Here is a 14,113-nt window from a genome sequence, read left to right on the forward strand (position 1 = left end):
GCCCCGGGACCGGCGCCCCCCCCGGGGGGGGCCCCCGCTGTGGGGGTGGGTGTGGGGGGTCCACCCCCCGGGCGGCCCCCACAATGCCGGGGTCGGGGTTAGCGGCGGGCCCCGGCGGCGGGCCCCGCCCCCGGCCCCCCCCCCCCCCCCCGGCCCCCGGGGCACCCCCCGCCCCCCCCGAGCAGGGTGCCCTGGCCGAGCGGGCTCCAAGCCTCGGTGGCGATGGCGTGTTCGGCGTGGTATTCGCGCAGTTCACGCTGCACGAGCCGGGGATGCAATTCGATCTGGTTCACCGACGGCGTCTCCCCCGTTTCGGCGGCAATCCTTTCCAGATCGGTCACGCGGAAATTCGAGACGCCGATGGACCGCACCCGGCCGTCGGCCTTCAGACGCTGGAAGGCGCGGAAGGTGTCCACGAATTTATCCGCGGCGGGAACCGGCCAGTGGATCAGATAGAGGTCCAGGTACTCCAGGCCCAGCCGGTCGAGGCTGGCCGCGCAGGCGCGCAGGGTCGATTCGTAGCCCTGCTCGGAGTTCCAGAGCTTGGTCGTGACGAAGACCTCGTCCCGGGGTAGACCGAACTGCCGGATGGCGCGGCCGGCGCCTTCTTCGTTCTCGTAGGCGGCCGCGGTGTCGATACTGCGATACCCGGCGCGCAGCGCGGCGGTGACGGTATCGAAGACCTGGTCCGGCGGTACTTGGAAGACCCCGAAACCGAGTTGCGGAATCAGGCTCCCATCGTTGAGCACGATGGGCGGGACAACACCGATCTCACGTCTAGTGGTCACCGCTTCGACGGTAGGAGCGGTTCGGCGGCAGGTCAACGAATCCGGGTCCCGTGTCCGCATCACCTTGACAAAATGTTGGGTTTTTACAACACTCTGTTGTGTGAGCCCAGTAAGACGGGGGGAAACCCTCCCCATCTACAACCGCATCGCAGTACTGCGCGCGGAACACCGGATGTCGCGGGCCGCACTGGCGGAAGCGGTGAACGTCAACCCACAGACGATCGGCGCACTCGAACGCGGCAACCACTACCCCAGCCTGGACCTGGCCCTGCGGATCTGCGAGGTGTTCGGGCTGCCGGTCGAGGCGGTGTTCTCCCGCACCGAATTCACCCCGCTGTCGGCCGAGCTCTATCCGCGCGAGAAAGGAAAGCTGCCATGACCGCAGCCACCGCACCGTCCACCCTGCTCGACCGCTACCAGGCCTACCGCGTCCGGCGGTGGCTCGTCCGGGAAAAACAGCTCGCCGGAATGTTGCCCGGCTGGCGCACCCGCGGCCGCCGGCACGCGCTGGTGATCACCGTCGCCGTGGCGCTCACCGCGCTGTTCGCCGCCGGGGTACTGTGCGCGTTCGGCCTCGAATGGGCCGCACTCGCCGGCGGCCTGAGCGCCCTGATCTTCCTGCCGTCCTGGACCATGTTGCGGATCGTGTCGCACGCACAGGACAACGCACCCGCCGAAACCCTCGACGAACTCGAGATGGCCCAGCGCGAAACCGCCCGCTCGATCGGTCTCACCATTACGCAATCACTCTGCATCGTCCCGGTGATGTACCTCATCTACAGCGGCGCACTGTTCCCGGAGGCCGACGCCTTCCGCACCGCCTACGCCGGCGGCGTCATGCTCCTGGCGACGCTGCTGGCCGGCGGGTGCGCACCGGCCATGATCCTCGCCTGGTCGAAGCCCGACCCGGAACCGGAGAGCTGAGCGAAGGCGATCTCAGGACCATCCCCCGCTGCGATCGGCCGGCGGTTCGGAACAGGGCAGCGAGAGCCGGGCGGTTCCCGGTGACGCCACCGCTCGGCCTCTCGCATGGCTATGCCGGGCCAAGCCCCAGGCGGCGGTACCGGAGGTGCCGGACCTCCCGTAACCGCTGCGCGGGTCGGTCCGACAGCGTAATCAACTCTTCGGCTATGGCGGCGACCATGCGGCGGGAGAAATCGTCCGGTTCCGCTGCTGCGTCCGGGTATTCGGGCACGATTCGATCCACGATCCCGTCGGCCAGCAGATCCGCCGACCGGATCCGCTGCTGCGCGGCCAATTCCGCAGCGTGCTCGGTGTCGCGGTGCACGATAGCGCTCGCCCCTTCGGGCGGCAGCGGCGCCAGCCAACCGTGTGTCGCGGCCAGCACCCGGTCCGCCGGTAGCAACGCCAGCGCACCGCCGCCGGTTCCCTGGCCGAGCAGCACCGAAACGGTAGGCGTATCCAGTGTCACCAGATCGGCAATGCAGCGGGCGATTTCGGGCGCCAGGCCCCTTTCCTCCGCCTCCTTGGACAACGCGGCACCGATCGTATCGATCACCAGCACCAGCGGCAGCCGCAATTCGGCAGCAAGCTGCATACTGCGCCGCGCCGACCGCAGGGCAGCCGGGCCCATGGTGTGCTCCGGATCCTGGTGCGCGCGATCGTGTCCGAACACCACACACGGACGGCCCTGGAAGCGGGCCAGCGCGAGGACCACCGTGCGGTCCGTCTCCCCCTGACCCGTTCCGCTGAGCGGCACCCGCTGCCTGCTCCGGCGCAGAAGTTCACGAATCCCCGGCCGATCGGGGCGCCGCGAAATACGCACCGACTCCCACGCTTCGACCGGTCCGGTGTCCCCGCCCGTCTGCTGACCACCTCCGGGACGCACGGACTCGGCACCTGGAGTCCCGGTGTCCAGGACCTCGGTCTCCGGAATCGCAGAACTCGCGGTGGACGAGGCCACACCCACCGGTTCGACGCCGGAAGGATGTTCTCCGGCTGCGGGTTTCGGCTCGTCCGGAATGCCGCTGAACACGCTCAGTGCCCGGTGGGCGATCCGCCGGAAGACCGATACCTCGACGACCCCGTCGATGACCCCGCTCCGATACAGGTTCTCCGCGGTTTGCACGCCGGGCGGGAAGGGCCGCTCGTACAGCGCCTCGTACACGCGCGGCCCGAGAAAGCCGATGAGTGCGCCGGGTTCGGCGAAGGTGATATGCCCCAGCGACCCCCACGACGCGAAAACCCCGCCCATGGTCGGATTCCGCAGGTACACGATGTAGGGGTGCCCGGCCGATTTATGCGCGGCGACCGCGCCGGCGATCTTCACCATCTGCACGAAGGCGACCGTGCCCTCCTGCATCCTGGTGCCGCCCGAAGTAGGCGATACGACCAGCGGTAAACCCTCCGCTGTCGCCCGCTCGACCGCGCGGACGATCCGTTCGGCGGCGGCAACGCCCACCGAGCCCGCCAGGAACGCGAACTCACAGGCGATGACCGCGATCCGGCGGCCACGCAACCGGCCTTCACCGGTGCGTACCGATTCGTCGGTACCCGCCGCTGCGGCCGCTTCGGCCAGTGCGGACCGGTAGGCGCCGGTCTGCGCCACCGCTATCGGCGGCGCATCCCAGCTCACGAAGGTTCCCGGATCGAGCAGCGCGTCGAGAAGCTCGCGAGAGCCGATCCGGCGTTTCGCCGGCGTCATCCGAGCCGTCCCGGGTCGCCCGGCACCCCAACTGTCCCTACCGGCACGCCGACCAGTATGACGGGCACCGGATCAGTAGCCGCGGGTGACCTTCTGCAGGGCGTACTCGGTGAGCCGCACCAGCGCTTCCTTGGCCGGTTCCCGGCGCCGGGCGTCGATCGGCATGATCGGCACATCGGCGGGAACCGCCAGCGCCTGCCGGATATCCTCGATCGGATACTGCGGAGCGTCGTCGAACTGGTTGAGCGCGACGAGGAACGGCAGATTGCGCGCCTCGAAGTAGTCGACCGCCGCGAAACTGTCCTCCAGTCGCCGGGTATCGATCAGCACCACCGCGCCGATGGCGCCACGGATCAGGTCGTCCCACATGAACCAGAAGCGGTACTGGCCCGGGGTGCCGAACAGGTACAGCACCAGGTCGTCGGCCAGGCTGATGCGGCCGAAGTCCATGGCCACCGTGGTGGTGGATTTGCTCTCGATACCCGCGAGACTGTCGATCCCGGCACTGGCGTTGGTCACCAGAGCCTCGGTTCTCAACGGGACGATTTCCGAAACTGCCCCCACCAGCGTCGTTTTGCCCACGCCGAACCCGCCTGCGACCACGATCTTTGCCGAGGTCGGCTTGCTGACACGGGTATCGACCTGCGCCGTCGAATCATATACGCCGGAGTCCACTGAGAACCCTTTCGATCAGCTCGCGACGTTCATCGTCGCTGGAATCGTCTTTCAAAGTCGCCGAAACGCGGACATGCCCGGCTTCGATCAGGTCCGCTACCAATACACGCGCCACCCCGATCGGTATACCCAGTCGCGCCGCTAGTTCGGCGACCGACGGCGACTCCCTGCACAACTCGACTATCGAGTTCTCGATATTGCTCAGTTCGTACTGGCGTTCGAGCGGAATGGGATGGGACGCGACGAGAGCCTCGAGCGCCAACTCCACCTTCGGCCGGGTACGGCCGGCCGTCAGCGAGTACGGACGCACGAGACTGGGCTCGGAGCCTCCCACGCGGTGATCCTCTATGTCCATCCCACCATCAGGAACCCATTGTGACGCGCGGAGTGGCCTGAACTGTCTGGCCCACGCGTTCGACCAACAAAGCCATTTCGTATCCGACCTGTCCGATATCGCAGGACGTGTTGGTCAGGACAGCGAGGTATGACCCGTCGCCCACCGCCATCAACAGCAAGTAGCCGTGTTCCATTTCGACGACGGACTGCAGGACCGTCCCGCCCTCGAAGAGATTGGACACACCCACCGAGAGACTGGCCAGACCGGCCGTAACAGCGGAGAGCTGTTCGGCCCGATCGACCGGTAGCTGGGCACTCGCCGCCATCAGCAGGCCGTCGGCCGAGACCAGGACGGCATGGGCTACGCCAGGAACCTCGCCTGCGAAGTTCGAAACCAGCCAATCCAACTGACGGTTCGTACCACCTAGTTCGGGGTTCATCGGTCTCCTTTGTCTCCGGTTAGGTTCATTGCTCGCATTGCACGGCCATCCCGAACACCTTGCTGGTGCCGACTCAAACTAGACCGGATCGATTCGGGATTGCGACTCGGCGTCCGCTCCTGGGCGCCGTTGACGGCGCCGGGCACCAGCCGGCCGCCCGGATTACGTTGTGGAAGACCGGCCGCGGTGCGGGTTTCGGGTTCGGCCTCGCTGGCCCGCCGAGCAGCCGTCCAGCCCTCGTCGCCCGGTGATTCGAAGGAGGCGACGGCCTGGGAACGATCGGCGTTCGGATCCGACAGCCAGGCCGACATCATCTCCGCGAAAATGGGCGTACCGCCCATCACGTTGTCGGTTTCCTCGGCCGGCTGCAGCCGGGTCTGGAAGAACGAAGCGGTCTTCGCCGGGTTGGACTTGTAGCTGTGCCGTCCGGGTTCGCGGGCCGGTGCGGAGCCCTCGGCGGGTTCCGGTTCCCGGGGCAGCGCGACACCCGGCGGGTTGTCGAACCGCTCGGCGGTGTATCCACCCGGCTGCCGCCGCGGCAGCCCACCCGATTCATCAAGGCGGGGCGGGCGCGGCGCTGTAGCGTTCTCTCGCTGCGGCAGGCCGTTTTCTGCAGCCGCGGGCCGGGGGCGGCCGTTACCGGCCGGGCCGCCGCGCTGCGGCAGGCCGCTACCGCCCGTACCGCGTTGCGGCAACCCGCCGCCCGGGGATTCGTGCCGGGGCGGCGGAGCACCGGCGGGACCCCGCTGGGCGGGAAGTTCGCCGGAAGAGTCCCGGGACGGCAGGCCGTCGGCCGGGTCACGTTGCGCCGGCAGCTCACCGGAGGTTTCGCGGGACGGCAGACCGTTACGCGTCGCTTCCCCCGCGGTGGGCAGAGCACCGGACGTGGGATCGGCCGGCTGCGGCGGTTGCCGGTCACTCCGGCCCTGTTCGCCCGCCGGGCGGCGCTGGGGCAGACCCGGACCGCCGGATTCGCGGGCACCGTTGGTACCGGGTTCCCGTTGCGGAAGTCCATTGGGCCCCTGCGGTGCGGGGCGCCGCGGGGGCACCGGCCCGGAGGCACGCTGTGGTGCCCCGGTTTCCGATGCGGTTTCGGCGGGGCGCTCGGAATCCGGGCGCGCGGGCGGTGTCTGGGGATCCCCGGGGGCACCGTTTGCGCCGGGCCGACGCTGCGGCAGGCCACCCGGCCCGGACTGCGGCGCGTCCCCACCGGCCGGCCGACGCTGCGGCAGACCAGCCGGCCCGGACTGCGAAGCGTCCTCACCCGCGGGCCGACGCTGCGGCAGACCATTGAGACCGGGCCGTTGTGCGTCTCCCCCACCGGGCTGACGCTGCGGCAGACCACCGGCACCCGGCTGCGACCCACCGGTGCCCGCCTGACGCTGCGGCAAACCGCTGGGGCCGCTCTCCGTGGGACGTGCGCCACCCGCGGGCGAATCACCCGGGGTACGCGGTGGCAGGGTCGGGGTGGCACCGCCCCCGGCGCCGCCGGGGCCGAGATTCCGCTTGGGGAGGTTGGCGGCGGCGAGCTTGCCGCGCTGCGCCGTACTGCCGGCGCTGGCCTGGCGCAGGCTCGTGGTGCCCTGTTCACCGTCACGCAGACCACCGGCCATCGCGGAACCGGGCTGGCGCTGCGGCAGCCCACCCGGGCCCGTCGGCGCCGGAGCGGCCGGACGCTCGCCCGGCTTTTGCCGTTCGACCGCCGGCAGCGGACCGCTCATTCCCGGATCGACGGTGACCATCATGTTGCCGTCGGCGGTACGACTGATACCGCGGGTCTGCATGGATTGGCCGCCGGCATTGCGCAGCGCCGCGGCGGCGGCCTCGTCGGCCGATTGGTCCGGTTTCGGCTTCTTACCGGCGTCGCTGGGCACCAGCGGCTGCGGACCCGAACCGGTCGCGAGCGGCAGGATCTGGGTTTCGCCCGCCACGATCAGGCTCATCGGCACATGCACGGTCACCGTGACACCGGGATCGCGGGCGGTATCGAAGGTCGGCCGCAGCCGGACGTTGAGACCATGCCGTTCCGCGAGCCGGCCGACGACGAACAGACCCATATGACGGGCGGTGTCCGGGCCGGGTTCGGCGGTGTTCTCCAGCCGGCGGTTGATCTCGGCCATCTCGCTCGGCGGCATACCGATACCGCGGTCGGCGACCTCGATCAGCAGGCCCTGGTCGTGTGCCTGCGCGAAGGTGAACTTCACATCGGTTTCCGGCGGCGAGGCCCGCAGCGCGTTGTCCAGCAGCTCGGCGAACAGATGCGCCATATCGGAAGCGGCCGGTTCGATCAGGGCACCGCGCGGGGTGGCGCCCAGCTTGACGCGTTCGTAGTCCTCGACCTCGGAGATCGCGGCGCGCAGCACATCGGCGATCTCGACCGGCGCCGATTTCGCGCGGCGCTGTTTGGTACCGGCCAGGATCAGCAGGTTGTCGCCGTTACGGCGCATACGGGCGGCGAGATGGTCCAGCCGGAAGAGGTTCTCCAGCAGGCGCGGATCCTTCTCGTCGTACTCCATCGCCTCGATGAGGCTGAGCTGATGGTCGACAAGCGATTTGCTGCGCCGCGCCAGGGTCTCGAACATATCGTTGACCTGGGAACGCATCTGCGCCTGATCACTTGCCAGGCGCAGCGCCTGACCGTGGATATCGTCGATCGCGCGGGCCAGCTGGCCGATCTCCTCCTCGGACCGGATGGGCATCGGTTCGAGCGGGACCTCTTCCGGTGCGGCACCGGTCCGCAACTGGGCGACCTCGTCGGGCAGATCGCTTTCGGCGACGCGTAGCGCGGCCAGCCGCAGCCGGTGTAGCGGCACGATCATCGACCGGGCCACGAATACGGCCAGCAGCAAGGCCGCGAGGATGGTCAGCAGCACCACGATGGAGTAGACGACGGCGTCGGACAGTGCCCGGTCGGCCATCCGCTGTACACCGTTATCGATTTCGGTGGTCGCCTCGCCGATGAGTTTATCGGTGGTCGACGTGCTCGCCAGCAGCGATTCGCGGGCTTCGCCCAGCGGGATCCGGCCGGCTTGTGCCTCGGGCGTGTCCAGCATCGCCTGCCGGGTCATGACCCCCTCGCGCAGGGCCACGATATCGGGGTCTTCGGCGTTGTAGCGCTGGCTCAGAATGTTCAGCAGGGCGAGTTCGGTATCGGTCGCGGCCCGGTAGGCCTGTTCACCGGTTTCCTGATCCCGCAGCAGTTCGGCGGCGGCGGTGATCTCGCCGACCATGGCGGAACGCAGGTTGAGCGCGTCGACGAGCCGGAGTTTGTCGGGGTCGATCGACGGGTCGCCGACCTCGCCGATGATCTCTTCCACGGTGCGGACACCGGCGTTACGGGCTCGGTCCAGCTCCGCGACTGCCTCGTCGGGCGAACCCGACGGTGCCAGACCGCCGGCGCGTACCTGCTCGGCCTGATCGATCATCTCCGACAGCGCCTGGTGCGCGCCCGGAAGGTCGTCGAGGTCGGCGAGCGCATCCTTGGCCGCCGCGATGGTCTGATCCAGGGTTGTCAGGTTGTCATCGGTGACCATGGATCGGTTGGGCGCGATCGCGATGGCCTGTGAGCCGGCGACGGTCGAGGTGGCCGAACTGAGATCGAGGACCGCCGGGACGAGACTGACGTTCTCGGCCGACGAGCCCAGCCGATTCGCCTCGCCCCATTGCGCCGAAATCCTCGACACACCGAGTCCGACCGCGACCGCCAACGGCACAGCCAGGACGGCCGTAACCTTCCAGCGAAGGTCCCAGTTACTCAGCGCCCAGCGCTTCGTGCCGGACCTAGCGGCGTCACGCATTCCCACTCACTTTCCAACCTGGCCCCAGCCATGCACCACAGGGGAACTCCACACTCGCATAGTGGCTCGACGGGTGGAGCTGCCCGTGGGTCGCGGCTGGCCGAGAAATTGCGTCTACGACGGACCGAATTCGTGTCATCAGATTCTAACGGATCAATAACTTCTTGGTGTACTAGGCCCGGGTTGGCGCACGTTGACCAGCCGATTACAGGCATAAGCCATGGTCGCGACACCCGTCAGGGGGTCGCGTGAAGTCTGCCACAATCGTGCTGATCTATCGAGGCGAGGATTGCTGCGAGGCTAGGGAGCACGGGTGAACGCGAGGAACGAGTATCGACCGGTCTATCAGACCAGTTTGGTCGATCCCGCCGAGTTCTGGTCCCGGGCCGCGGCGGATATCGACTGGGATACCCCACCCGAGCAGGCGCTGGACACCGCCCGCCCGATTTCGCGCTGGTTTCCCGGAGCCCGCCTCAATACGTGCTACAACGCGCTCGACCGGCATGTGATCGGCGGCCGCGGTGAGCAATCCGCATTGATCTACGAATCGGCGATGACCGGCGAAAGCCGGGTCTACACCTATTCCGAACTCCTCGACCGGGTCACCCGATTCGCCGGCGCCATGCGTGACCTCGGCGTTCAGGCCGGTGACCGGGTCGTTATCTACCTACCGATGATTCCCGAGGCCGTCGTCGCGATGCTGGCCTGCGCCCGGATCGGGGCCGTGCATTCGGTGGTGTTCGGCGGGTTCGCCGCGCCCGAGCTGGCGGCGCGTATCGATGATGCGGATCCGGTGCTGATCGTGACCGCCTCGGGCGGCCTGGAACCCAACCGCACCATCGATTACCCCCCTATCGTGGCCCGGGCACTCGAACTCGCGGAGACCGCGGCCCCCGGGACCGTCCTGGTGAAACAGCGCGCCGGATTTCCCGAGCACGATTTCGGGGCGGTCGCCGGCGGCGCGGCACGCTGGCTCGACTGGGACGCCGCGGTACGTGATGCCGCACCCGTGGACCCGGTATCGGTCGCGGCAACCGATCCCCTGTACGTGCTGTACACGTCGGGTACGACGGGTAAGCCGAAGGGGGTGGTGCGCGATAACGGCGGGCATGCCGTCGCCCTGACCTGGTCCATGCGCAATATCTACGATGTCGGGCCGGGCCAGGTGATGTGGGCCGCCTCCGATGTGGGCTGGGTGGTCGGCCATTCCTATATCGTCTACGCCCCGCTGCTGGCCGGGGCCACGACGCTGCTGTTCGAGGGCAAACCCGTGGGCACCCCGGATGCCGGCGCGTTCTGGAAAGTGGTGGCGCGGCATCGGGTACACACCTTCTTCACCGCCCCCACCGCGCTGCGGGCCATCCGCCGCGCCGACCCCGCGGCCGAATTGGCCCACCAGCACGATCTTTCCTCCCTGCGCGCGTTGTTCTGCGCGGGCGAACGGCTCGACCCCGCCACTTTCACCTGGGCCGACGAAACACTGCTCGCCGGGCGCGACGACTGCCCGGTGGTGGATCACTGGTGGCAGACCGAAACGGGCTGGCCCATCTGCGCCAATCCGCTCGGGATACAGCGCCTGCCGATCAAACCGGGTTCCGCCTCGGTACCGGTGCCCGGCTACCGCCTGCGGGTCCTGGATTCCTCGGGTAATCCGGTCGCGGCGAACACCGAGGGCAATATCGTCATCGGTCTTCCGCTACCACCCGGCGCGCTGACCGGCCTGTGGCACGACGAAGAGCGGTTCAAGCGGTCCTATCTGGCGGCGTATCCGGGTCATTTCCTGACCGGTGACTCCGGCTATTTCGACGAGGACGGATACCTTTTCGTCCTCGGCCGCAGCGATGATGTGATCAATATGGCGGGGCACCGCCTTTCCGCGGGCAGTATCGAAGCCGCCGTCGCAGGGCACGAAGCCGTTGCCGAATGCGCGGTGATCGGACTTCCGGACGAACTCAAAGGGCAACGGCCGATCGCTTATGTAGTACTCAAATCCGATGCCCGGATAGATATCGAAACGCTGCGCGACGAACTGAGCGAGCGAGTCCGGACCCAAATCGGCGCTGTCGCCGGACTGTACGACGCCGTCGTCGTCCCCGCACTGCCGAAAACCCGCTCCGGCAAGATTCTCCGCAAAACCATCCGCCAGATGACAGCGGGCGAGAGTTACGAAATACCCTCCACCATCGAGGATCCCACTGTCCTCGACGAACTGGCCCGGATCATCCAGCCGCCACAAAACACAAACTCCTCTTAAGAAAACCTCAGAGTCGGGCCAACACTGCCCCATACGGTCTGAGGGGTCCACGAGCCACGGCTCGACTCGACACGTAGGAGGCAGTAGTCCCCATGGCACACACCACGAACCGGCGGTTCGGCAAGTTCGGTCTCACCACCCTCACCCTGGGAGCGGCCGCCGCGGCCACCGCCTTCCTGAGCCCCGCCGTCGCCTCGGCGGGCCCCATGGAGATGGCAGAACCCCTCCTGACCAGTAACTGCTCCTTCGCCCAGGTCGATGCCGCACTCCACGACCAGGCCCCGGAACTCGCGGCCATGCTGGATGCCAACCCTGATGCCAAGGCCAAGCTGCAGGCGAAGTTCGATCAGCCGGTCGAACAGCGCCGGGCCGAACTGCAGCAGTACATCGAGCAGAACCCGCAGGCCGCCCAGCAGGCCGAGAACGACCCGCGCGCCCAGCAGATGCAGGCCACTCTGCAAGGCGTGGCCGACACCTGCCACAGCTACTGAGCTGTATCTATTGCGCCGCCTCCGGCGGCGCGGGGGTTTTGGCCACCATGGCGGGGCCCACCCCTCCCACACCAACTGCGCGGAAAATATGCCGCCGCCCCCGGGGGCGCGGGGTTTTGGCCCTCCTTGGACGGGCCAAAACCTTTCAGGGCCTCGCTGAACTCGGCGCCGCCGCTGGGCACGTCGGGTACGCGGCGGGGCGGAAATGCGGGTCGCTTCGATGGGGGCCTCGCCCGGTGCAAACACCTGGAGACGGCGGGCGGGGCGCCTCCGGGTGCGTCAATACACTGGGCGGTGTGGAGCGGACCAACAAACCCGCGGTTCTGGTTGTCGACGACGATGAGGATGTACTCGCGTCGGTGGAGCGCGGTTTACGCCTGTCCGGGTTCCAGGTGAGTATCGCCCGGGACGGGGCGGCGGCGCTGCGGGCGGTGGCCGATAACGGGCCGGACGCGATCGTGCTGGATATGAACATGCCGGTGCTCGACGGTGCGGGGGTGGTGACGGCGCTGCGGGCGATGGGCAACGAGGTGCCGATCTGTGTGCTCAGCGCGCGTAGTTCGGTGGGCGACCGGATCGCCGGGCTGGAATCGGGGGCCGACGACTACCTGATCAAACCGTTCGTTCTCGCCGAACTGGTCGCCCGGATCAAAGCGCTGCTGCGCCGGCGCACCGATACCGCATCGACCGGGCCCTCCGACACCATCGTGGTCGGGCCGCTACAGGTCGATACCGCCGGATACCGCGCGGTTCTGGGGGACCAGGAGATCGATCTGACCAAACGCGAGTTCGAACTGCTGTCCACACTGGCCCGCAACGCGGGGGTGGTACTGAGCCGGGAACGGCTGCTGGAACTGGTATGGGGCTACGATTTCGCCGCCGATACGAATGTGGTCGACGTTTTCGTCGGCTACCTGCGCCGGAAACTGGAGGTCGACGGCACCCCGCGGCTACTGCATACGATCCGCGGCGTCGGGTTCGTCCTGCGGGACACCAAGTGAGCGACGGCGTCACCCGCCGGCGCCGCAGATCGTATTCACTGCGCACCCGGGTCGCCGGGGCGGCCGCCGCCGGATCGGTACTCATCGTCGCGCTCGTCAGTGCCATCGCCGTACCGGCGATCGAACGCAACAACCTGCAGCAGACCGATCAGCAGCTGCGGATCGCCTCCCGGCTGGTGGTGATCGACCCGGTGATCGCGGTCGGGATCGTGAACCTGGTGGGGCCGGACCGGGATATGGCGCTGACCGTCCGGGACGACGGTCAGGTGGTGGCCTCCAGCGTCACCAGGCTGCCGGAACTGGACCCCGGATCACGCACGGTCACCGTGGACGACACCCCGTACCGGGTGCTCACCACCACCGAGAACCAGCCGACGGGCCGGACGGTATCGCTGGGGATCCCCGCCACGGATGCCGCGCAGGCGACGGCCGACCAGCAACGATGGCTGCTGTTCGCGGGCCTGGCGGCGATCGCCGCATCGGCGGCGCTGGGCTGGCTGTTCGGCGGCCGGGCAGTCCGGCCGATCGTGGTGCTCACCCGCCAGGTCGGCGCCCGGACCGGCTTTCGTGACGCCACCCCCGAACCGGTGGACAGCTCCGGCGTGCTGGAGGCCGAGCAGTTGGCGGATGCGGTGAACACCATGCTGCGCCGGGTCGACCAGGCACAGACCGAAACGGCGGCCGCCCTGGAAACCGCGCGGGATTTCGCCGCGGTCTCGGCGCACGAACTGCGTACCCCGCTCACCGCGATGCGCACCGACCTCGAGGTGCTGGCGACGCTGGACCTGAACGAGGAACAGCGCACCGAAATCCTCGCCGACCTGCAACGCAGCCAGGAACGGGTGGAAACCACCCTGGCCGCACTGGAACGCCTGGCCTCCGGCGACCTGACCTCCGAACGCGACCATATCGACACCGATATCGCCGAACTGTGCGATCTGGCTGCCCACGATGCGATGCGCCATTACCCCGGCCTGGTGGTCCGCGTCGATACCGATGCCGAACTGGTCACCCGCGGGCTGCCCGCGGGCTTGCGGCTGGCGGTGGACAATGCCCTGAAGAACTCGGTGAAACACGGCGAGGCGACCGAAGCCGTGCTGTCGGCCCACCGCCACGACGACGGCACCATCGTCATTTCCGTCGACGACAACGGCCGCGGGATACCGCCCGGCGAGCGGGAATCGGTTTTCGCCCGCTTCGCGCGCGGTACCGGCGCCCACAAGGGCGGATCGGGACTCGGTCTGGCACTGGTCGCCCAGCAGGCCCAGTTACACGGCGGCCGGGCCTACTTCGACGACGGCACACTCGGCGGAGTCCGTCTGGTTCTCGTCCTGCCGGACGACCGGCGCGACGGCGCGCTCGGGTAAACCACCCACAGCGCGGCCGGCGACAGAGAATCGAACAGGTCCGCCCGAACCGGGGTGGCGCCGAGATCGACAAGGCCGCCTCATCCGTCCGGCTCCACTGCCCGAAGCGCACTGGGAGGTTGCCGCGAATGCCGGCGGCAGCCGGAGGAGGGGCCCGTCTTCGGGGTTCGCAGGCGCCGGAAACACAACCCCTCAACGCATCGGGGGGGGGGGGGGGGGGGGGGGGGGGGGGGGGGGGGGGGGGGGGGGGGGGGGGGGGGGGGGGGGGGGGGGGGGGGGGGGGGGGGGGGGGGGGGGCG

Annotated in this window: 11 protein-coding genes and 1 pseudogene; 6 read left to right on the forward strand and 6 right to left on the reverse strand. The window is 68.6% G+C overall.

Annotated elements, in window-relative coordinates; genetic code table 11:
• Positions 1-179 precede the first annotated feature (179 nt).
• Positions 180-788: pseudogene (locus QH196_RS01105) on the reverse strand (aldo/keto reductase); the annotation flags it as partial.
• 100 nt (positions 789-888) lie between these two features.
• On the opposite strand from QH196_RS01105, the gene QH196_RS01110 reads away from it, so the two are divergent.
• On the forward strand, positions 889-1,167 hold the full coding sequence (locus QH196_RS01110; RefSeq protein WP_062972656.1) for a helix-turn-helix transcriptional regulator: 279 nt from the start codon (positions 889-891) through the stop codon (positions 1,165-1,167).
• Positions 1,164-1,712, forward strand: a complete 549-nt coding sequence (locus tag QH196_RS01115; RefSeq protein ID WP_280413867.1) for a hypothetical protein — start codon at positions 1,164-1,166, stop codon at positions 1,710-1,712. Before QH196_RS01110 ends, QH196_RS01115 begins: the two co-directional genes overlap by 4 nt.
• A gap of 109 nt (positions 1,713-1,821) precedes the next feature.
• Here the strand turns inward: QH196_RS01115 and QH196_RS01120 are convergent, their stop codons facing one another.
• From QH196_RS01120 to QH196_RS01140, 5 genes are all read right to left on the reverse strand, one after another.
• Complete coding sequence (locus tag QH196_RS01120; protein WP_280413868.1) at positions 1,822-3,453, reverse strand: carboxyl transferase domain-containing protein; 1,632 nt, start codon at positions 3,451-3,453, stop codon at positions 1,822-1,824.
• 72 nt (positions 3,454-3,525) lie between these two features.
• On the reverse strand, positions 3,526-4,128 hold the full coding sequence (locus QH196_RS01125; RefSeq protein WP_174555654.1) for a GTP-binding protein: 603 nt from the start codon (positions 4,126-4,128) through the stop codon (positions 3,526-3,528).
• Positions 4,109-4,483: a DUF742 domain-containing protein gene (locus QH196_RS01130; RefSeq protein WP_033244145.1), complete on the reverse strand. Its 375-nt coding sequence runs from the start codon at positions 4,481-4,483 to the stop codon at positions 4,109-4,111. Before QH196_RS01130 ends, QH196_RS01125 begins: the two co-directional genes overlap by 20 nt.
• A 7-nt stretch (positions 4,484-4,490) precedes the next feature.
• Positions 4,491-4,904, reverse strand: coding sequence for a roadblock/LC7 domain-containing protein (locus tag QH196_RS01135; RefSeq protein ID WP_030522784.1), 414 nt, complete (start codon positions 4,902-4,904; stop codon positions 4,491-4,493).
• On the reverse strand, positions 4,901-8,701 hold the full coding sequence (locus QH196_RS01140; RefSeq protein WP_280413869.1) for a sensor histidine kinase: 3,801 nt from the start codon (positions 8,699-8,701) through the stop codon (positions 4,901-4,903). Before QH196_RS01140 ends, QH196_RS01135 begins: the two co-directional genes overlap by 4 nt.
• 313 nt (positions 8,702-9,014) lie before the next feature.
• Between QH196_RS01140 and QH196_RS01145 the strand changes: the two genes are divergently transcribed.
• From QH196_RS01145 to QH196_RS01160, 4 genes are all read left to right on the forward strand, one after another.
• Entirely contained in the window at positions 9,015-10,955 is a 1,941-nt protein-coding gene (locus tag QH196_RS01145; protein WP_280413870.1) for an AMP-binding protein, read from the forward strand.
• 92 nt (positions 10,956-11,047) lie between these two features.
• On the forward strand, positions 11,048-11,446 hold the full coding sequence (locus QH196_RS01150) for a hemophore-related protein (RefSeq protein ID WP_280413871.1): 399 nt from the start codon (positions 11,048-11,050) through the stop codon (positions 11,444-11,446).
• A gap of 296 nt (positions 11,447-11,742) precedes the next feature.
• Entirely contained in the window at positions 11,743-12,447 is a 705-nt protein-coding gene (locus QH196_RS01155; RefSeq protein ID WP_432278187.1) for a response regulator transcription factor, read from the forward strand.
• On the forward strand, positions 12,444-13,814 hold the full coding sequence (locus QH196_RS01160; protein ID WP_280413872.1) for a sensor histidine kinase: 1,371 nt from the start codon (positions 12,444-12,446) through the stop codon (positions 13,812-13,814). The genes QH196_RS01155 and QH196_RS01160 overlap by 4 nt, the downstream gene beginning before the upstream one ends.
• The last annotated feature ends 299 nt before the right edge of the window (positions 13,815-14,113 follow it).

Origin of the sequence: Nocardia carnea (assembly GCF_029868325.1) — a bacterium.
In the GTDB taxonomy this organism is placed as follows: domain Bacteria; phylum Actinomycetota; class Actinomycetes; order Mycobacteriales; family Mycobacteriaceae; genus Nocardia; species Nocardia carnea_C.